The organism is Pseudomonas vancouverensis (assembly GCF_004348895.1).
Classification (GTDB): Bacteria; Pseudomonadota; Gammaproteobacteria; order Pseudomonadales; family Pseudomonadaceae; genus Aquipseudomonas; species Aquipseudomonas vancouverensis.
The window spans coordinates 421768-439593 of record NZ_RRZK01000002.1 but is presented as its reverse complement, the minus strand read 5'-3'; the positions used below and the strand labels follow the sequence as shown (position 1 = coordinate 439593).

Sequence of the window (17826 nt, the reverse complement as noted above, 5' to 3'; positions counted from 1 at the left end):
CCCACAGTCGCGCCAGGCCCGACTGTGGGATTGATTTGCCGCGGACCTTACTTGATCCGTTGACCCGGCTTGGCGCCGCTGTCAGGGCTGAGCAGGTAGATCTCTTCACCGCCAGGACCGGCGGCCATCACCATGCCTTCGGAGATGCCGAACTTCATTTTCCGTGGCTTGAGGTTGGCAATCATCATGGTCAGGCGGCCATCGAGCTTGGACGGGTCCGGGTAGGCGCTCTTGATCCCGGAGAACACGTTGCGCGTCTCGTCACCGATGTCCAGGGTCAGGCGCAGCAGCTTGTCTGCACCTTCGACGTGTTCGGCCTTGACGATCAGGGCCACGCGCAGGTCGACGGCGGCAAAGGTGTCGAACTCGATTTCCGGGGACAGCGGGTCCTTGGCCAGTTCGCCGTTGCCGGCAGGTGCGCTTTCGCCGGTGTCGGTCTGGCTGGCGGTCAGGTCCTCTTTCGAGGCGTCGGTCATGGCTTGCACCTTGACTGGGTCGATGCGCGTCATCAGGGCCTTGAACTCGTTCAGCTGATGGTTGGCCAGCAGCGTCCTGTGGTCGTTCCAGGTCAGCGGCGCGACGTTCAGGAAGGCCTCGGCATCGGCGGCCAGCAACGGCAGGACCGGCTTGAGGAAGATCACCAGCTGGCGGAACAGGTTGACGCCGGTGGCGCAGATGGCCTGGACTTCATCCTGCTTGCCTTCCTGTTTGTTCAACGACCACGGTGCCTTGTCGGCGATCCAGGCGTTGGCGCGGTCGGCCAGGCCCATGATCTCGCGCATGGCGCGGGCGAAGTCGCGGGCTTCATAGGCGTCGGCAATGCCTGGTGCAGCGGCGAGGAAAGCTTCAGTCAGTTCAGGCGCGGCGTTGGTGTCGACCATCACGCCGGCATTGCCTTTGTGGATGAAGCCGGCACAACGGCTGGCGATGTTGACGACCTTGCCGACCAGGTCGGAGTTGACCTTCTGCACGAAGTCTTCGAGGTTCAGGTCGAGGTCGTCGACGCCACGGCCCAGTTTGGACGCGTAGTAGTAGCGCAGGTATTCCGGCGACAGGTGATCCAGGTAAGTACGGGCCTTGATGAAGGTGCCGCGGGACTTGGACATTTTCTGACCGTTGACGGTCAGGTAGCCGTGCACGTTGATCCCGGTCGGCTTGCGGTAGCCCGCGCCTTCGAGCATTGCTGGCCAGAACAGCGCATGGAAATTGACGATGTCCTTGCCGATGAAGTGGTACAGCTCGGCGGTGGAGTCCTTGCCCCAGAACGCGTCGAAGTCCAGTTCCGGCGTGCGGTTGCACAGGTTCTTGAAGCTGGCCATGTAGCCGATCGGCGCGTCCAGCCACACATAGAAGTACTTGCCTGGCTCGCCCGGGATCTCGAAACCGAAGTACGGCGCATCGCGGGAGATGTCCCACTGTTGCAGGCCGGCATCCAGCCACTCGGCGATCTTGTTGGCCACCGCGTCCTGCAGGGTGCCGCTGCGGGTCCAGGTCTGCAGCATCTGCTGGAAGTCTGGCAGCTTGAAGAAGAAGTGCTGGGAGTCCTTGAGCACGGGCGTTGCGCCGGAAATCGCCGATTTCGGGTCTTTCAGGTCGGTCGGTGCATAGGTCGCGCCGCATTTTTCGCAGTTGTCGCCGTACTGGTCTTCGGTGCCGCATTTCGGGCAGGTGCCCTTGATGAAGCGGTCGGCCAGGAACATTTTCTTTTCCGGGTCGAAATACTGGGTGATCGAACGCGTGGCGATGTGCCCGGCGTCACGCAGCTTCAGGTAGATCTGGCTCGACAGCTCACGGTTTTCTTCGGCGTGAGTGGAGTGGAAGTTGTCGAAATCGACCAGGAAGTCGGCAAAGTCGGCGCTGTGTTCAGCCTGGACGTTGGCGATCAGTTGTTCCGGGGTGATGCCTTCCTTTTCCGCGCGCAGCATGATGGCCGAACCGTGGGCGTCGTCGGCGCAGACATAGATGCATTGGTTGCCGCGGTGCTTCTGGAAGCGCACCCACATATCGGTCTGGATGTACTCCAGCATATGGCCGAGGTGAATCGAACCATTGGCATAGGGCAGGGCGCTGGTGACGAGGATCTTGCGTGGCTCGGACATGGGGCTCGGCTACTTGATGAGACGGAGGTCGGCCACTATAAAGCGCCGGCGCATATTTTTCACCCCGTGTGCCTGTTTCAGCGGATGAGCGACCTGCAGGTTTGAGGTGTTTTCGGCACCCCGTCCGCTGATCAGAACAGGTACGATACTCACCATCTCTTCAAAGTCCTGTTTTCGGAGTTGCCCATGAGCGCCGTCAATCGCGCAGCGGTGGAAGCCGTCCTTCGCCAATACACCGACCCTTATCTGAACCAGGACCCGGTCAGCGCCGGGTGCGTGCGCAACATCGACATCCAGGGCGGCAACGTCAGCGTCCAGCTGGAGCTGGGTTACGCTGCCGGCCTGTTCAAGAGTGGCTGGTCGCAGATGTTGCAAATGGCCATCGAAGGCCTGGATGGCGTGACCGCTGCCCGTGTCGAGATCAATTGCCTGATCGCCGCGCACAAGGCGCAGGCCCAGGTTCCGGGACTGGCCAACGTGAAAAACGTGGTAGCCGTGGCCTCCGGCAAGGGCGGTGTGGGCAAGTCGACCACGGCTGCGAACCTGGCGCTGGCGCTGGCCCGTGAAGGTGCCAAGGTCGGGATTCTCGATGCGGACATCTACGGTCCGAGCCAGGGCATCATGTTCGGCATTCCCGAACGCACCCGCCCCGAGGTCAAGGACCAGAAATGGTTCGTGCCGCTCAAGTCCCATGGCGTCGAAGTGATGTCGATGGCCTTTCTGACCGACGACAACACGCCGATGGTCTGGCGTGGCCCGATGGTCTCCGGCGCCTTGCTGCAACTGGTCACGCAAACGGCGTGGGGCGACCTGGACTATCTGGTCATCGACATGCCGCCTGGCACCGGTGACATTCAACTGACCCTGGCGCAGAAAGTGCCGGTGGCCGGTGCGGTGATAGTCACTACCCCGCAGGACCTGGCGTTGCTGGATGCGCGCAAGGGCGTCGAGATGTTCCGCAAGGTCAACATTCCGGTGCTGGGTGTGGTGGAAAACATGGCCGTGCACATCTGCTCCAATTGCGGGCATGCGGAGCATCTGTTCGGTGAGGGTGGCGGCGTGAAACTGGCCAGCCAGTACGGCGTCGAGCTGCTGGCTTCGCTGCCGTTGTCGATGGCAATCCGCGAGCAGGCCGATGGCGGCAAGCCAACGGTGATCGCCGAGCCCGACAGCCCGGTCGCGATGGTTTACCAGGAACTGGCGCGCCACGTCGGTGCGCGGATCGTGTTGCAGGAAGCGCTGACGCCGGCGATGCCGAACATCAGCATCAGCGACGATTGATGTCCATCAGCTGACGCTGAAACCTGTGGGAGCGAGCTCGTTCCCACAGTGTTTTGTGCCGAGCGTTAGATCCGCAACCCGCCATCCATTTCCAGAATCCGACCGGTGTAGTAGTCGTTCTCGAAGATGTAAGCCGCCGAATGTGCGATCTCTTCCGGCTTGCCCATGCGCTTGAGTGGAATGCCCGAGGTCATTTTCTCCAGCGCTTCAGGCTTCATGCCCAAGGTCATTTCGGTTTCGATGAAGCCCGGTGCAATGCCGGCGACACGAATGCCGTAGCGCGCCAGTTCCTTGGCCCAGGTCACGGTCGCGGCTGCAACACCGGCTTTGGCCGCGGAGTAGTTGGTCTGACCGACGTTGCCCGCGCGAGAAATCGACGAGATATTGATGATCGCGCCGCTGTTTTTCAGCTCGACCATTTTCGCCGCCACTTCACGGGTGCACAGGAACACGCCGGTCAGGTTGACGTCGATCACTGCCTGCCACTGCGCCAGGCTCATCTTGGTCATTTCGCCGTCCTTGACCTTGAGCAGAAGGCCGTCGCGCAGGATACCGGCGTTGTTGATCAGACCATGGATCGCGCCGAAGTCTTCAGCGACCTGGGCGACCATATGGGTGACCTGCTCTTCGTTGGCGACGTTGCACAGGTAGGCGCGGGCTTCGACGCCTTGTGCCTTGCAGGCCGCGACGGCGGCGTCGAGCTTTTCCTGATTGAGATCAATCAGAGCGAGCTTCGCGCCTTTGCCGGCGAAATACTCGGCCATGGAGCGGCCTAAACCCTGGCAACCGCCAGTGATAATGATTACTTTGTCAGTGAGTTGCATTCGCATGCCCCGGTAGCAGGTCTGAGTGGTTTCCTTGCAGAGAGCCTCTCGATCTGCACCTGACGTGGCCGGTTGCACATGAGAATTTCCCCGATGGCGCGCTGGAACTTTCACCAGCAGGCCGTCCGTTTTTCTGACGGATTCTATTTAAGGAGTCATAAATTGAGCGTAAACACGGCCAAGCATGCACGAGAACTGCTCCTCAAGGAATACCGTGGCGTGCTTTCCACGCACTCCAAATCGATGCCGGGTTACCCGTTCGGCTCCGTGGTGCCTTATTGCCTGGATGCGCTGGGCCGGCCGCTGATCCTGATCAGCCGCATTGCCCAGCACACCCATAACCTGCAAAAAGACCCCAAGTGCTCGCTCTTCGTCGGCGAGCGCGGTGCCGAAGACGCACAAGCGGTGGGGCGCCTGACCTACCTGGCCGAGGCGCAACAGATCGAGGACGAAGCCGCCATTGAAGCGGCTGCCGAGCGCTACTATCGCTATTTCCCGGATTCGCAGAATTACCACAAGGCCCACGATTTCGACTTCTGGGTGCTCAAGCCTGTGCGCCATCGTTACATCGGCGGTTTCGGCGCGATTCACTGGGTCAATGAACTGACCCTGGCCAACCCGTTTGCCGGCAAGGCCGAGGTGAGCATGGTCGAACACATGAACGCCGATCACGCCAAGGCCATTGCCCATTACGTCGAACTCACCGGCTTGCCGAAAACCGCTCCGGCGCAACTGGCCGGTATCGACACTGAAGGCATGCACTTGCGCATCGGTCAGGGCCTGCACTGGCTGCCGTTCCCGACGCCTTGTAATACCCCGACACAAGTCCGCGAAGCCTTGGTTTCTCTGGCTCACGCCGACCATTGGCCGAAAAATGAGGTGGCCGACGCTTGAATTCACGAAACGGCGACGTCATCTAATGTGAACTGGCAAGGCTATTCTTGCGTTGAGGAACCATTTGATGCGCCCTTTTCTGTTGCTCTTTCTGCTGTTCCCGGTGTTGGAGCTGTTCGTATTCGTCAAAGTAGCAGGGGCTATCGGGTTTTTCCCGGCCCTGCTGCTGATCATTCTCGGCTCGATGCTCGGGGTGTTCGTGTTGCGTGTCGCTGGCCTGGCCACGGCGCTGCGTGCCCGTGAAAGCCTGAATCGTGGCGAACTGCCTGCGCAGACCATGCTCGAAGGTCTGATGCTGGCACTGGCTGGCGGTCTGTTGATCCTGCCTGGTTTCATCAGCGACGTGATCGGTGTGTGCATGTTGCTGCCGTTCAGTCGTCGTCTGCTGGCCAATAAAATGCGCCAGCGTGCCGAAGAGCAGGCCATGCGTCAGCGCGCGTTCGCCGATGACCTGCAACCCCGTGGCGGTCCCGCACCTCGCGAGCCGCTGGGGCGTGAACCGACCGTGATCGAAGGCGAATTCGAACATCGCGATACCAAGTAAAACCATTGCGCACACGGCACCTTCGGGTGCCGTGTTCGTTTGTGGACCCTCGCGCTGAAAATTTTTCGTCAGCCGCCCTTGTAATAAGCTTATGCGCCCTTATGTAACGGTCACCGCAAGGTTTCTGGTGATCACACCAGACAGACTTCCGCGTCTCGCTTGTCGAGCCGCACCCGGCTCCGCCGGACTTTGTTAAACCCGCCGGGACTACACCGGCCGATGAAAACCACAATTAGGAGAGATCGACAATGAAGCTTCGTCCTCTGCATGACCGCGTCGTCATCCGTCGCAGCGAAGAAGAAAAGAAAACCGCTGGCGGTATCGTCCTGCCAGGTTCGGCTGCTGAAAAAGCCAACCACGGTGAAGTTCTGGCAGTCGGCACCGGCCGTGTGCTGGACAACGGTGAAGTGCGTGCACTGGCCGTCAAGGTGGGCGACAAGGTTGTGTTCGGTCCTTACTCCGGCAGCAACACTGTGAAAGTCGACGGCGAAGACCTGCTGGTAATGGCTGAGAACGAGATTCTCGCTGTTATCGAAGGCTGATTACCCGCTCATTTTCCCGCTACTTCAAAGTATTTAAGGAATATCGATCATGGCTGCTAAAGAAGTTAAATTCGGCGATTCCGCCCGCAAGAAAATGCTCACCGGTGTCAACGTCCTGGCTGACGCAGTAAAAGCGACCCTCGGCCCGAAAGGCCGTAACGTGATCATCGAGAAGAGCTTCGGCGCTCCGACCATCACCAAGGACGGCGTTTCCGTAGCCAAAGAAATCGAACTGGAAGACCGTTTCGAAAACATGGGCGCGCAGCTGGTCAAAGACGTTGCCTCCCGTGCCAACGATGACGCAGGCGACGGCACCACCACCGCTACCGTTCTGGCTCAGTCGATCGTCAACGAAGGCCTGAAAGCCGTCGCTGCCGGCATGAACCCGATGGACCTGAAGCGCGGTATCGACAAAGCGACCATCGCGATCGTCAAGGAACTGAAAGCCCTGTCCAAGCCATGCGCCGACACCAAGGCCATCGCTCAGGTAGGTACCATCTCCGCCAACTCCGACAACTCCATCGGCGACATCATTGCCGAAGCCATGGAAAAAGTCGGTAAAGAAGGCGTGATCACCGTTGAAGAAGGCTCGGGCCTGGAAAACGAACTGTCGGTTGTTGAAGGCATGCAGTTCGACCGTGGCTACCTGTCCCCGTACTTCGTCAACAAGCCAGAGACCATGGTCGCTGAGCTGGACGGCCCGTTGATCCTGCTGGTCGACAAGAAGATCTCGAACATCCGCGAAATGCTGCCTGTGCTGGAAGCTGTAGCCAAAGCCGGCCGCCCACTGCTGATCGTGGCCGAAGACGTTGAAGGCGAAGCCCTGGCGACTCTGGTTGTGAACAACATGCGTGGCATCGTCAAGGTTGCAGCCGTCAAGGCTCCAGGCTTCGGCGACCGTCGCAAGGCCATGCTGCAGGACATCGCCGTTCTGACCGGCGGTACCGTTATCTCCGAAGAGATCGGCCTGAGCCTGGAAAGCACCACCCTGGAGCACCTGGGCAACGCCAAGCGCGTCACCCTGTCCAAGGAAAACACCATCATCGTTGACGGTGCTGGCGTTCAAGGCGACATCGAAGCACGCATCAACCAGATCCGTGCCCAGGTTGCCGAAACTTCCTCGGACTACGACCGTGAAAAACTGCAAGAGCGTCTGGCCAAGCTGTCCGGCGGCGTTGCAGTGATCAAGGTTGGCGCTGGCTCCGAAGTTGAAATGAAAGAGAAGAAAGCCCGCGTTGAAGACGCCCTGCACGCGACCCGTGCAGCCGTTGAAGAAGGCGTGGTACCTGGCGGTGGCGTGGCCCTGATCCGTGCTCTGGAAGCACTGACCGAGCTGAAAGGCGACAACGCTGATCAGAACGTGGGTATCGCTGTACTGCGTCGCGCTGTTGAAGCGCCGCTGCGTCAGATCGTTGCCAACTCCGGCGACGAGCCAAGCGTAGTGGTCGACAAGGTCAAGAACGGCGAAGGCAGCTTCGGCTACAACGCTGCGACTGGCGAATACGGCGACATGATCGAAATGGGTATCCTGGACCCAACCAAGGTAACCCGTTCGGCTCTGCAAGCTGCAGCCTCGATCGGCGGTCTGATCCTGACCACCGAAGCCGCTGTTGCTGATGCACCGAAGAAAGAAGGTGCAGCTGGCGGCGGTATGCCAGACATGGGCGGCATGGGTGGCATGGGCGGCATGATGTAAGCCAGCCTTACCCCGGTAAGCAAAAACCCCGTCTGCGCAAGCAGGCGGGGTTTTTTATTGCCCGGTCAAATCGGACTTTGTGGGAGCGAGCTTGCTCGCGATGGCGATATCTCAGTCAACATCATCGCTGAGGGTTCGGCGCGTTTCGCGAGCAGTTTTGCTTTCACATTGGAGCAGTATTTCAGGCGTTGACGGGCGTAGCGTTACCCATCTGATTGGCCTTCCTCGAAGGCCGATAAAGAATGTAGTAATACGACCCCAGGCAGATCAGCCAGCAGAAGACCGCCGTCCACACGTTGTGCGAGAAGAAATGCGCGCCCTGCATCATCCGGCCGACAGAGAACACCGAGCCCAGCGCAAAGGCGAAGACGAACGCCGCGCGTGCCATACGTGGGCGGCGATCGCGCAGTACAAAAAACAGCGCGAACAAGGTGAAACCGGTGGCGGCGTGACCACCCGGCCAGCAACGGCCAGGCTTGTCGGTGTGAGGGCGATGGCTCAATAGTTCGCTGTAGGTTTCGTGACCGCCAAACTGCTCGAGGCTCCACGGACATTGCACCGCGGTAACGGCTTTCATCGGCGTGACGAAAGAGGTCGCCAGACCCAGGGATAGCACCAGGCAGCCCAGTTCACGCTTGTAGGGTTTGAGTTTGGCGACGAAAAACGAGGCGATGTAACCCAGCACGGCAAACACCGAAAACGCGATGACCACTTGCTTGGCCCGTTCGTGGAGGATGTTTTCCAGGAAGTAACTGTGCCGGCCGACGAAGCCGCCGGCGGCCGGGTCGTAAAACAGATTGGCCAGGTACATGTCCAGCGAGGTCAGTTCGAGCAACACCAGAATGATTGCCACAACGGCAGGAATGCCCAGGCACACCCAGAAATTCAATGGGCGCGAGGCAGGGCGGACAACGGAGGATGACATGGTGGTTCCAGAGCAAAGGAAAAAGCCCCGGGGCATCAGCCCGGGGCTATCCGGTTATCGTTCGCTGATTTGGCTGATGCCTTCCTTGGGCGCTTTCCAGCCAAGCAGCTGCTGCTTGAAGCCATAACTGGCGGTTTGGTAATAGGTGATGGCGCGGGATATTAACGGATCATTGGCCGTTGCGCGGGATTCACGACTGTCGGTCAGTGCTTCATCGTGGCGGCGCAGGCCCTGACGCGGGCTCAGAATGGCCAGGTCCTTACCGTCGAATAACCCCAGGTGCTGATAGTTGCCTACCACCACGCGCGGCGGCAAGGGGTTGTCTTGCAAAAGATTACGCCCGAAGAAGGTCGACTCGTAATCCAGGTTGAGCAGGCCCAGCAAGGTCGGTGCGAGGTCGATCTGACTGGCCAGCTGTGCGGTTTCCCGGGCTTCGATCAGTTTCGGTGCATAAATGAACAGCGGGATCTGGTAGTTCTTGATCGGCAGGTCTTCCTTGCCGGCGCTGCCCGCGGTGTGGTCAGCGACGAATACGAAGATCGTGTTGTCGAACCACGGCTTTTGCCGCGCCTGCTCGAGGAACTGGCCGATGGCATAGTCGGTGTATTTCACCGCGCCATCGCGACCGTTACCGGATTTGATGTCGATCCGATTGTCCGGGTAGGTGTACGGACGATGGTTGGAGGTCGTCATCAATTGCAGCAGGAAGGGCTGCTGCCTGGCGTAGTCGGCGTCGGCCAGTTTCAGGGTCTGTTTATACAGGTCCTCGTCGGCCATGCCCCAGGCGTTCTTGAAGTGAATCTCGGCCTCATCGACGCTGCTCTGGTCGACCACCCGGTAACCGTTGCCGCCGAAGAACGCGTTCATGTTGTCGAAATAACCGCGACCGCCGTAGACGAACACGCTGTCGTAGCCGACGGCATTGAGTTGCTGGCCGAGGCTGGCAAAGCCGCTTTCGCGGCCCACGCGCTTGACGATGGAGCGCCCCGGTGTTGGCGGGATCGCCAGGGTGATGGCTTCCAGGCCACGGTCGGTGCGGGTGCCGGTGGCGTAGAAATTGTTGAAGTACAGACTCTGTTTGCGCAGGGCATCCAGATTGGGTGTCAGGTTTCGATCATCGCCGTTGCTGCCCATGTACTTGGCGCTGAAGCTTTCGATGGTCACCAGCACGATGTTGGGCTTGCGCAGGGTGCCCGGGTTGTCGATCTTGCGGCGAATGTCCTGCGGGTCCTGGCCGATGAAGTGCGCGTTGGGCTCGGCCAGTTCCGTGCGGATCTGCTGGGCTACTACGGCCGACGGCAGGGTTTGGTAGAACTGTGGGTAATCCAGTTCGTTGTTGCGGAAGGCGGCGAAGAATTGATACGGGCCATTGCTCGCCAATTCGTTCTGATAGGCATTGCCGCCCTGGGCACGCGGTGCATCCTGGCTGAGCAGTTGCAGGCTCAGGCCAGCCACCACCAGCAGACCCAACGCATTCAGCAGGCGTCCGCGCAGCGCTGGTAACGGTGCATCCAGCGCGGCATTGAACGCTTTGCGCAGGGCAAAACTCAGGACCACGGCCACGACGGCAAGAATGCTCAACAAGGTACCGATCGGATACGACTCAAGCAGGTTGTTCAGCACTTCATCGGAATACACCAGGTAGTCGACCGCGATGAAGTTGAAGCGTACGCCGAATTCATCCCAGAACAGCCATTCCGCCACCGAGGTGAACAGCATGGCGAACAGGCTGACCGTCAGCAGGCCCTGCAGGAACCAGCGATGGCCGCGACGGCGCCACAGGGCCGGAGGGCAGAGCAACAGGTAGAGACCCATCGGCAAGGCTGCGTAGGCAAGGAAACCCAGGTCGTAAAGCAGGCCGATGCCGAACACCGAGAGGAACCCGCTATCGGCTTCATCCAGGTGAGTGAGGAGCAGAACAGTTCGGGTCAGGAGGAAGATAACCAGCCAGGCGCCGGTTACAAGCAGCAGAAAGCGCATGGGCGCTGTCTTTAAAGAGTCCATTGTCTACTTATCCTTATTTCATTCGTATGACAGTTTCGACCTGCCACTGTAGACAGGTTGTGAATCAAGAGTGAAAAACTTGTCAATCCAGTGTTTTGATTGAGCGAATTTATTCCACTCAGCGCTTTCCCTAGCCCTGAGCCAGACTTGGCCTTAAGCTGCGCGAGCCATGACGGCTGTTACTGTGTACGGAGAAACCCCCATGCGAATTCTATTGGTTGAAGACAACCGCGATATCCTCGCCAACCTGGCCGATTACCTGGGGCTCAAAGGCTACACCGTGGATTGCGCGCAGGACGGACTGTCTGGCCTGCACCTGGCGGCCACCGAGCACTACGACCTGATCGTGCTCGACATCATGTTGCCCGGCATTGACGGTTACACGCTGTGTAAACGCCTGCGCGAAGACGCCCGTCGCGACACACCAGTAATCATGCTCACTGCCCGCGATCAACTGGACGACCGTCTGCAAGGGTTCAAGTCCGGTGCCGATGACTACCTGATCAAACCGTTCGCCCTGTCGGAACTGGCGGCGCGCATCGAGGCGGTCATGCGCCGTACCCAGGGCGGCGGACGCCGTACCCTGCAAGTCGGTGACCTGAGTTACGACCTCGATACGCTGGAAGTTACCCGCGCAGGCAAACTGCTCAAGCTCAACCCGGTCGGCCTGAAGTTGCTGGCGGTTCTGATGCAGAAAAGCCCCCATGTGCTGCGCCGCGAAATCCTCGAAGAGGCACTGTGGGGCGACGACTGCCCGGACAGCGACAGCCTGCGCAGCCATGTCCATCAACTGCGCCAGGTGATCGACAAACCGTTCGCCACGCCGCTGCTGCAAACCGTACACGGTGTAGGCTATCGCCTGGCCGAGGGCCGTGATGGAGTTTAAGCAGAGTCTTTCGCAGCGGATCATCATTGCCTTTGCGTTGATGTGCGCGCTGGTGGCGGGGGCCTTTGCCATGGGCATCGTGGCCACCGTGCATCTGGTGGAAGAGAAGCTGATTTCGGCGGGGTTGGGCGGCGATCTGCAACGCCTGTTGCTGATGGACAACATCACTGACTGGAGCCACCGTCCCGAGCCGGATCAATTGTTCTATTTCAGCGGCGGCCAAGGCGATTTCGAGCTGCCCAAGGACCTGCGGCACCTCGAGCCCGGATTTCATGAAGTGTTCCGCGAGCACCTGTCGTATCACGCCATCGTCGAAATCGTCGACGGACGTCGTTACGTGCTGTTGCAGGACCAGAGTGATTTCGAAGAGCGTGAGCGGGTGTTGTTTGCCGTGGTGCTGGTCGGTTTCGTCTTGAGTGTGGCCCTGGCTGTGTTTCTTGGCTGGCTGCTGGCGCGCAAGGTCATGGCGCCTGTGGTCCGATTGGCCCGTCAGGTGCGTCATCGCGATCAACTGTTGGGCTTGGCGCCTCCTCTTGCGCCGGATTACGCCGCCGATGAAGTGGGTGAGTTGGCCGTGGCTTTTGACGCGACACTCGGACGCCTGCGTCAGGCCCTGACTCGCGAGCGGCTATTTACCAGTGATGTCAGCCACGAACTGCGCACACCCTTGATGATCCTGGCCAGTTCTTGTGAGCTGCTGTTGGAAAATCCGGCGCTCGATCAGCGCAGCCGTTCTCAGGTCGAGCGGATTGCGCGAGCCTGCACGGAAATGCGCGAGCTGGTGCAAACCTTCCTGATGCTGGCCCGTGCCCAGCGTGAAGACGCCAGCATGTCGCCACAACAGACATTGAGTGAAGTGGCTGATGGTTTGCTCGGTTTGTGGCGCGAGCCCATTGAAGAAAAACGCCTGCAGCTGATTTTCGAGCCGGGTCAGCCACTCCCTACTCGCTACAACGCAACGCTTCTGCACGCCGTGATGGGTAATCTGCTGCGTAACGCGCTGCATTACACAGAACGCGGGTTTATCCGTTTAACCCTGAACGATTCAGGGTTTGTGGTCGAAGACAGCGGCGTGGGCATTCCCGAGGAAAAACGTGAGGCGATGTTCGAGCCTTTCGTGCGCGGTAGCGAGAAGCGTGGAGAAGGCCTGGGACTGGGGTTGTCATTGGTGCAACGGATTTGCGAGAACCAGGGCTGGAGTGTCAGCCTGACCACGATGGAGCCGCAAGGTTGCAGGTTTCAGGTGGACTTGACCGAAGCAAAACGTTGATCCTTTGTTTTCAACGCGGAGTGAATCTTTGTAAAATCCTGTATTGATTAGGGCCTTTGCTCAACATTATTTTCACAATCGCATGACCTGTAGCTGACAAGGCGCTGCCTATGGTAGTAGCCATCTGACGTTCAGGAGACCTCGATAATGGAAGGCCCGATCAAGCTGGATTTTTCCGAAAAGTATGATGATCAACATGCTCAGCGCTACCTGCGCAAGCATAAGGAAGGCCTTGGTCGGCGCCTGTCCCACTGGCGTGATGAGCAACTGGCACGCAAGGCACTGTCGGCGGTAGGGGAGCCGGGCCTGGTACTTGATCTGCCCAGCGGTGCCGGGCGTTTCTGGCCGTTGTTGGCGGAAAAGCCCAATCGCGTGATCATCGGCGCCGATAATTCGGAGTCCATGCTGAAGGTCGCCATGCAGGCACAACCTGCCGATGTGGTGAAACGGGTACGACCCTTGCACACATCTGCCTTCGACATTGCTTTGCCCGACAACGCTGTCGACTGCATTTTCTGCATGCGTTTGCTCCACCACATCGGTGAAGCCGAGCATCGACTGACGATTTTGCGCGAGTTTGAGCGGGTCACTCGTGATAGCGTGATCGTTTCGCTGTGGGTAGATGGCAATTTCAAGGCCTGGAAACGCAAGCGCGCGGAGAAAACCCGTGGGCAGGAAGGTTACCAAAACCGTTTTGTGTTACCAGCTGCTACGGTAGAAAAGGAATTTGAGCAGGCGGGGTTCCGTATTCAGGAACAATTGGACTTTATTCCGCTCTATGCCATGTGGCGAGTTTACGTATTACGCAAGAGGTAACAGGATGGCAGTACAGTACGCGACAGAAACGGAAGTCTCCTCTCAGGACCGCTTCGATTACTTCTGGAATCAACGTGGTGAGTGGGTCGAGGAGCCTAACGTCCGTCGCGGCGGGGAAAGTGGTGTGCAGCGCGTGATGGGCAGCGATGGACAGTTGCTGTACGCGAAACGTCAGACCGGGCACATCTACCGCAGCTGGCTGCACCCGTTCGGACGTCCCACTGTTTTGCGCGAGCGTGATGCGCTCACCGGTGTTAGCAAACTCGGCGTGCGTGTACCGGAAATCGTTTTCTGCGGTGCCCAGCGCGATCCTGTGCATAAATGGCGCGCCTTGCTCGTGACCAAATCCCTGGACGGCTTCGAGGAAATCGAACACTGGTACGCCGGTGGCGGTCGCGAACGTCATGGCGAGGCGGTGCATGATCGGGTTCTCAAAGATCTGGCCGACAACCTGGCGCGCATGCACAAGGGCCGTTGGCAGCACAGCTGTATCTACATCAAACACGTTTTTGTTCGCGTCACCGGCGATGGCGATGGGGCGAAAGTCGAGGTGGCGCTGATTGATCTGGAGAAGTGCCGGCAACGCATGACGGCTCATCAAGCCGCCTCCCATGACATGAAGCAATTGCGCCGCCACTCGTCGTTCAACGACACTGACTGGAAAAAACTGGTCTACTTTTATGAGACGGCGTTTGGCAGCGCTATCAAGGGTTTATAGCAATGAAACTCGAAATTGCACGAGGTTTGTTTCTGGTTGGCGCCTTGGCAGTTGCCTCACTCGCGGTGGCAGCCTGGGAGCAACCTCGCCCTCAGGTCATCAGCTCGATGAGCGCAGAACATTGTCCGTTGCCACGGGTTGCCAAGCAATCGGTGGCCACACAGCCCGATCATGATTTACTGCTGTTCGTATTCGGGCTTTCCCAAGGCATGAGACCGCAAAGTTGAAGCCATCGATGCTCAGATAAAAGGCCTCGCATTCGCGAGGCCTTTTTGTTTGCGGCTCCTACAGGTGCTCCTGAGGTCGGTCGGGTCTGGCCAACAATGTGTACACGCAGGGCAATACAAACAGTGTGAACAGGGTGCCGATCGACATGCCGGTGGCAATCACCATGCCGATGTCGAATCGACTGACCGCACCGGCACCGGTAGCAATGATCAACGGCACCATGCCGAACACCATCGCGGCCGTGGTCATCAATACCGGGCGCAGACGAATGGCTGCCGCTTCTTCAACGGCTTCACGTGCAGTCAGGCCTTTGTCCTTGCGCAACTGGTTGGCAAATTCGACGATCAGGATGCCGTGCTTGGTGATCAGACCAATCAAGGTGACAAGCCCGACCTGGGTGTAGATGTTCATGCTCGACCAGCCGAGGAACAGCGGAATCAATGCGCCGCAAATCGACAGGGGAACGGTGACCAATATCACCAAGGGGTCGCGGAAACTCTCGAACTGTGCCGACAGCACCAAAAAAATGATCGCCAGTGCCAGGCCGAACGTCACCCACAGCGCACTGCCTTCCTGAACGTACTGCCGCGAAGCACCGGCAAAGTCGATGGCAAAACCGGCTGGTGCTTCTTCCCGGGCGATCTGGCGCACGGCATCGATGGCTTCGCCCATGCTCACCAGCGGCACCCCGGACAGAATGGCGGAGTTGAGCTGCTGGAACTGGTTCAATTGCCGTGGTCGTGCGCGATCGGTCACGGTAATCAGGGTCGACAGGGCGAGCAGTTCGCCCTGGTTGTTCTTGACGTAATAGTTGCTCAGCCAGTCCGGGTTTTCCCGGAAGGGCCGCTCGACCTGAGCAATGACCTTGTAGCTGCGACCATCAACGGTAAAACGGTTGATTTCCGCCTCGCCGAGCAAGGTCGCCAAGGTGCCCCCCAGATCCTGCATCGAAACGCCCATCTGCGCAGCCTTGGCGCGGTCGATATCCACCACCACTTCCGGTTTGTCGAAGGCCAGGTCAACGTCGACAAACGCGAACTTGCCCGACTCCATGGCGCGTTTTTTCACCCGGTCCATCACCTGCAGCAGCAACTCGTAGTTGTTGGCGGTGTTTATGACGAACTGGAACGGCAAGCCTTCGCCGGTACCGGGCAGGGACGGCAGGTTGAAACCGAACACCTGCAATCCGGTAATGCCGGCAAGTTTGTGCTGAACCTCGGGCAGGATCGCCATCTGGCTGCGACTGCGCTCGTTCCATGGCTTGAGCAGGAAACCGCCGATGCCCGATTGCACACCATTGAAGCCGTTGATCTGGAACGACGAGTAATACTCCGGGAACGCCTTGAAGATCGAGATGAACTCGTCGGTGTAGGTGTTCAGGTAGTCGAGGTTGGTCGGTTGCGGGGCATTGGCCAGCATGAAGATGATGCCCTGGTCTTCGTCCGGTGCCAGTTCCGACTTGGTGAACTTGAGGAACACCGGAATCAGGCACAGCACGATGACGGCGAACACCAGCACCACCGGCCGGGTGTTGAGGGTGCCGTGCAGCAGGCTCTGGTAGCGGCGCTTGAGGCCTTCGAAAATCCTGTCCAGGCGATGGGCCAGGCCACTCGGATTCTCGTCGTGGCGCAGCAGAAGGGCACACATCATCGGAGAAAGGGTCAGGGCGACGATCCCGGAGATCACCACGGCGCCGGCCAGGGTCAGGGCGAACTCCTTGAACAGCGCCCCGGTGAGACCGGTCAGGAAACCGATGGGCGCATACACCGCTGCCAGGGTGATGGTCATCGAGACCACCGGCATGGCGATCTCCCGGGCGCCTTCGATGGCGGCGTCCAGCGGTGTCTTGCCTTCCTCGATGTGGCGGTGAATGTTTTCCACCACCACGATGGCGTCGTCCACCACCAGGCCAATGGCCAAGACCATCGCCAGCAGGGTCAACAGGTTCATCGAGTAACCCATCATCTGCATGAAGAACATCACGCCGATCATCGACAGCGGGATGGTCACCACCGGGATCACCACCGAGCGCAGGGCACCGAGAAACAGGAACACCACCACTATGACGATCAGCACCGCTTCGAACAGGGTCTTGACCACTTCGTCGATCGAGGCCTGGATGAACAGCGTGGCGTCGTAGGCGATTTCTGCCTTGAGGTTCGGCGGCAGCTGGGCATCCAGTTCCGGCATGATCTTGCGCACTTCCTTGATCACTTCCAGCGGGTTGGCGCCGGGCGTGGCCTTGATGCCGATGTACACCGAAGGCGTGCCGCCGAACGAGCTAATGGTGTCGTAGTTTTCCGCGCCCATTTCCACCCGGGCCACGTCGCGCAACAGCACGCGGCTGTCGCCGTTGACCTTGAGCGGTATCGCGGAGAAAGCTTCGGCGGACTTGAGCTCGGTGTTGGCGTTGATGCTGGTGACCGTGTACTCGCCTTTCACTTCGCCGGCGGCAGAGAGGAAGTTGTACTGGCGCACGGCATTGGTCACGTCGCTGGCGCTCAAGCCGAAGCCGGCCAGTTTTACCGGGTCCAGCCACAGGCGCATGGCGAACACCTGATTGCCGAGAATCTCGGCCTCGGCCATGCCCGGCAGTGTCGCCAGTTTCGGCTGGATCACTCGCGACAGGTAATCAGTGATCTGCGGGTTGGTCAGTTCCTTGCTGTAGTAACTGATGTACATCAGCGCCGAGGCATCGGCCGCTTCCTTGCTCAGCACAGGGTCTTCGGCGTCCTGGGGCAGCTGGTTCTTGACTTCGTTGGCCTTGGCCAGCAGTTCGGTGAACAGGCGGTCGCTGTTGGAGCCGATCCGCGCGTAGATTGAAATGACTGAAAAGTTCTGCCGACTGACCGAGGTCATGTAGTCGATGCCTTCGGCGCTGGCCAGGCTTTGTTGCAGCGGCTGGGTGATGTAGCCCTGGATGGTCTCGGCGTTGGCCCCGGGGTAGGCGGTGGTCACCGTGATCAGGGCGTTTTCCATTTGCGGGTACTGACGCAGCGGCAGCTTGCTCCAGGCCTGGAAACCCAGCAGGACAATCAGCAGGCTGACCACGGTCGCGAGGACCGGACGGCGGATGAACGGATCGGTAAAAGCCATGGG

Annotated in this window: 15 protein-coding genes; 10 read left to right on the top strand and 5 right to left on the bottom strand. The window is 59.3% G+C overall.

Annotated features, from left to right (window positions below; genetic code table 11):
- Positions 1-47: 47 nt before the first annotated feature.
- On the bottom strand, positions 48-2099 hold the full coding sequence (metG, locus tag EIY72_RS02280) for a methionine--tRNA ligase (RefSeq protein WP_093226449.1): 2052 nt from the start codon (positions 2097-2099) through the stop codon (positions 48-50).
- A gap of 186 nt (positions 2100-2285) precedes the next feature.
- Between metG and apbC the strand changes: the two genes are divergently transcribed.
- On the top strand, positions 2286-3380 hold the full coding sequence (gene apbC, locus EIY72_RS02275; protein ID WP_093226446.1) for an iron-sulfur cluster carrier protein ApbC: 1095 nt from the start codon (positions 2286-2288) through the stop codon (positions 3378-3380).
- Between the two features lie 65 nt (positions 3381-3445).
- On the opposite strand, the gene EIY72_RS02270 is transcribed toward apbC, so the two are convergent.
- Complete coding sequence (locus EIY72_RS02270; RefSeq protein WP_093226443.1) at positions 3446-4204, bottom strand: SDR family oxidoreductase; 759 nt, start codon at positions 4202-4204, stop codon at positions 3446-3448.
- A 162-nt stretch (positions 4205-4366) separates the two neighbouring features.
- Between EIY72_RS02270 and EIY72_RS02265 the strand changes: the two genes are divergently transcribed.
- From EIY72_RS02265 to groL, 4 genes are all read left to right on the top strand, one after another.
- The gene (locus tag EIY72_RS02265) at positions 4367-5098 is read left to right on the top strand and encodes a HugZ family pyridoxamine 5'-phosphate oxidase (protein ID WP_093226440.1); all 732 of its coding nucleotides are present in this window, start codon (positions 4367-4369) and stop codon (positions 5096-5098) included.
- 67 nt (positions 5099-5165) lie between these two features.
- Positions 5166-5642 (top strand): FxsA family protein, encoded by a 477-nt coding sequence (locus EIY72_RS02260; RefSeq protein ID WP_093226437.1) that lies wholly within the window; start codon positions 5166-5168, stop codon positions 5640-5642.
- 248 nt (positions 5643-5890) lie between these two features.
- Complete coding sequence (locus EIY72_RS02255) at positions 5891-6184, top strand: co-chaperone GroES (protein WP_017126247.1); 294 nt, start codon at positions 5891-5893, stop codon at positions 6182-6184.
- 49 nt (positions 6185-6233) lie between these two features.
- The gene (groL, locus tag EIY72_RS02250) at positions 6234-7880 is read left to right on the top strand and encodes a chaperonin GroEL (protein ID WP_093226434.1); all 1647 of its coding nucleotides are present in this window, start codon (positions 6234-6236) and stop codon (positions 7878-7880) included.
- A gap of 181 nt (positions 7881-8061) precedes the next feature.
- Here groL and EIY72_RS02245 read toward each other — a convergent pair whose 3' ends face one another.
- Both EIY72_RS02245 and EIY72_RS02240 read right to left on the bottom strand, forming a co-directional pair.
- Positions 8062-8805 carry a phosphatase PAP2 family protein gene (locus EIY72_RS02245; protein WP_093226431.1) on the bottom strand — a complete coding sequence of 248 codons (744 nt, stop codon included), beginning with the start codon at positions 8803-8805 and terminating at the stop codon, positions 8062-8064.
- 54 nt (positions 8806-8859) lie between these two features.
- Positions 8860-10809, bottom strand: coding sequence for an LTA synthase family protein (locus tag EIY72_RS02240; protein ID WP_093226428.1), 1950 nt, complete (start codon positions 10807-10809; stop codon positions 8860-8862).
- A gap of 202 nt (positions 10810-11011) precedes the next feature.
- Between EIY72_RS02240 and colR the strand changes: the two genes are divergently transcribed.
- The 5 genes from colR to EIY72_RS02215 all read left to right on the top strand — a co-directional run bounded on the left by colR (position 11012) and on the right by EIY72_RS02215 (position 14726).
- Positions 11012-11695, top strand: coding sequence for a two-component system response regulator ColR (colR, locus tag EIY72_RS02235; RefSeq protein ID WP_093226426.1), 684 nt, complete (start codon positions 11012-11014; stop codon positions 11693-11695).
- On the top strand, positions 11685-12965 hold the full coding sequence (locus EIY72_RS02230) for a sensor histidine kinase (RefSeq protein ID WP_093226424.1): 1281 nt from the start codon (positions 11685-11687) through the stop codon (positions 12963-12965). Before colR ends, EIY72_RS02230 begins: the two co-directional genes overlap by 11 nt.
- A 147-nt stretch (positions 12966-13112) precedes the next feature.
- On the top strand, positions 13113-13781 hold the full coding sequence (locus EIY72_RS02225) for a class I SAM-dependent methyltransferase (RefSeq protein ID WP_093226422.1): 669 nt from the start codon (positions 13113-13115) through the stop codon (positions 13779-13781).
- A 4-nt stretch (positions 13782-13785) separates the two neighbouring features.
- The gene (locus EIY72_RS02220; protein WP_093226420.1) at positions 13786-14499 is read left to right on the top strand and encodes a lipopolysaccharide kinase InaA family protein; all 714 of its coding nucleotides are present in this window, start codon (positions 13786-13788) and stop codon (positions 14497-14499) included.
- Between the two features lie 2 nt (positions 14500-14501).
- Positions 14502-14726, top strand: a complete 225-nt coding sequence (locus tag EIY72_RS02215; protein WP_093226417.1) for a hypothetical protein — start codon at positions 14502-14504, stop codon at positions 14724-14726.
- A gap of 58 nt (positions 14727-14784) precedes the next feature.
- Here the strand turns inward: EIY72_RS02215 and EIY72_RS02210 are convergent, their stop codons facing one another.
- On the bottom strand, positions 14785-17823 hold the full coding sequence (locus tag EIY72_RS02210) for a multidrug efflux RND transporter permease subunit (RefSeq protein WP_093226414.1): 3039 nt from the start codon (positions 17821-17823) through the stop codon (positions 14785-14787).
- Positions 17824-17826 lie beyond the last annotated feature (3 nt).

Excerpts from the sequence above, each read along its gene's own strand:
- EIY72_RS02255 (WP_017126247.1), top strand. The coding sequence starts at position 5,891 with ATGAAGCTTCGTCCTCTGCATGACCGCGTCGTCATCCGTCGCAGCGAA.
- EIY72_RS02260 (WP_093226437.1), top strand. The coding sequence starts at position 5,166 with ATGCGCCCTTTTCTGTTGCTCTTTCTGCTGTTCCCGGTGTTGGAGCTG.
- EIY72_RS02245 (WP_093226431.1), bottom strand. The coding sequence starts at position 8,805 with ATGTCATCCTCCGTTGTCCGCCCTGCCTCGCGCCCATTGAATTTCTGG.
- EIY72_RS02230 (WP_093226424.1), top strand. The coding sequence starts at position 11,685 with ATGGAGTTTAAGCAGAGTCTTTCGCAGCGGATCATCATTGCCTTTGCG.
- apbC (WP_093226446.1), top strand. The coding sequence starts at position 2,286 with ATGAGCGCCGTCAATCGCGCAGCGGTGGAAGCCGTCCTTCGCCAATAC.
- metG (WP_093226449.1), bottom strand. The coding sequence starts at position 2,099 with ATGTCCGAGCCACGCAAGATCCTCGTCACCAGCGCCCTGCCCTATGCC.
- colR (WP_093226426.1), top strand. The coding sequence starts at position 11,012 with ATGCGAATTCTATTGGTTGAAGACAACCGCGATATCCTCGCCAACCTG.
- EIY72_RS02215 (WP_093226417.1), top strand. The coding sequence starts at position 14,502 with ATGAAACTCGAAATTGCACGAGGTTTGTTTCTGGTTGGCGCCTTGGCA.
- groL (WP_093226434.1), top strand. The coding sequence starts at position 6,234 with ATGGCTGCTAAAGAAGTTAAATTCGGCGATTCCGCCCGCAAGAAAATG.
- EIY72_RS02240 (WP_093226428.1), bottom strand. The coding sequence starts at position 10,809 with ATGGACTCTTTAAAGACAGCGCCCATGCGCTTTCTGCTGCTTGTAACC.
- EIY72_RS02225 (WP_093226422.1), top strand. The coding sequence starts at position 13,113 with ATGGAAGGCCCGATCAAGCTGGATTTTTCCGAAAAGTATGATGATCAA.
- EIY72_RS02270 (WP_093226443.1), bottom strand. The coding sequence starts at position 4,204 with ATGCAACTCACTGACAAAGTAATCATTATCACTGGCGGTTGCCAGGGT.
- EIY72_RS02210 (WP_093226414.1), bottom strand. The coding sequence starts at position 17,823 with ATGGCTTTTACCGATCCGTTCATCCGCCGTCCGGTCCTCGCGACCGTG.
- EIY72_RS02220 (WP_093226420.1), top strand. The coding sequence starts at position 13,786 with ATGGCAGTACAGTACGCGACAGAAACGGAAGTCTCCTCTCAGGACCGC.